This is a genomic window from Leisingera sp. MMG026 (genome assembly GCF_021654205.1).
In the GTDB taxonomy this organism is placed as follows: domain Bacteria; phylum Pseudomonadota; class Alphaproteobacteria; order Rhodobacterales; family Rhodobacteraceae; genus Leisingera.
Map to the genome: position 1 here is coordinate 1 of NZ_JAKFZM010000136.1, position 821 is coordinate 821.

An 821-nucleotide genomic window follows, 5' to 3' on the forward strand; every position below is an offset into this window, starting at 1 on the left:
TCAAGGTCATCGCCCCGTCGCGGATCGCGGGCCAGGTGAACGTGCTTTCCTCCAGCCGTTTGTATGCCATGACAAGCCCGCTGGGCTCCGCCCGTTCTTGCCTCAAACTGTCCCCCGGACAGTTTGCTGCGTTTCACGCAGGCCGGCGCAAACTCCCAGAACAGGATCTTCATCCTGTCCGCCCGTTTGGCGCGGAACACGAAGACCGTGCCCGTGAACGGATCTTCCGCCAGCGCTGACTGCACGAGCGCCGCCAGGCCGTCATGGCCTTTGCGGAGCGAGCCTTGGACGCCATTGGTTCGAGCCCAATGGCGAGCCACCGGCTTCGTTGCCACCAGTATCCGGACGCCCTGCGAGGGCATCAGCATGGCGTGGCCCCGAGCGCATGCACAATCTCGGCGATCCGCGCTGCGGGCGTGCCTGGCGCCAGCTCGATCCTGACTTCGCCCGAGACGATCCGGATCACCTCATCGGATGCCGCAATGTCCGGCTCCGGCTGCTCCTCCGGAACATCACAAACCACCAGCGGGGCGAAGACCGGTTCGTCCGGCTCCGCCGCTGGCAACACCAGCTTCCCCTGCTTCGCCAGCCGGCGCCAAGCCGACAGCTGGTTTGGCAAGACTCCATACCGCGCCGCCACGCCATTCACAGCCGCACCCGGCTGGAGCGTGTCCGCCACTGCCTGGGCCTTGGCTTCATCCGGCCACCGCCGGTGGCCCGACGCGTAGATCTCCACGCCCAACGATTTGAGAAACGAATTTGTAGCGCACATTGCGAAACGCACTCCCCACTGTGAGATGTGCAAGATCTCGCAGCACGGG

Annotated in this window: 2 protein-coding genes; both read right to left on the reverse strand. The window is 65.2% G+C overall.

Features of this window, described 5'->3' with window-relative positions; all coding sequences use genetic code 11:
• Window positions 1-368 (reverse strand): IS66 family insertion sequence element accessory protein TnpB (gene tnpB, locus L1069_RS23820; protein WP_237457294.1); only part of this gene is annotated, 368 nt, incomplete at its 3' end.
• Window positions 362-821, reverse strand: a 460-nt coding sequence (locus tag L1069_RS23825; protein WP_343328088.1) for a transposase, incomplete at its 5' end; no start/stop codon positions are given. The genes tnpB and L1069_RS23825, both read right to left, overlap by 7 nt.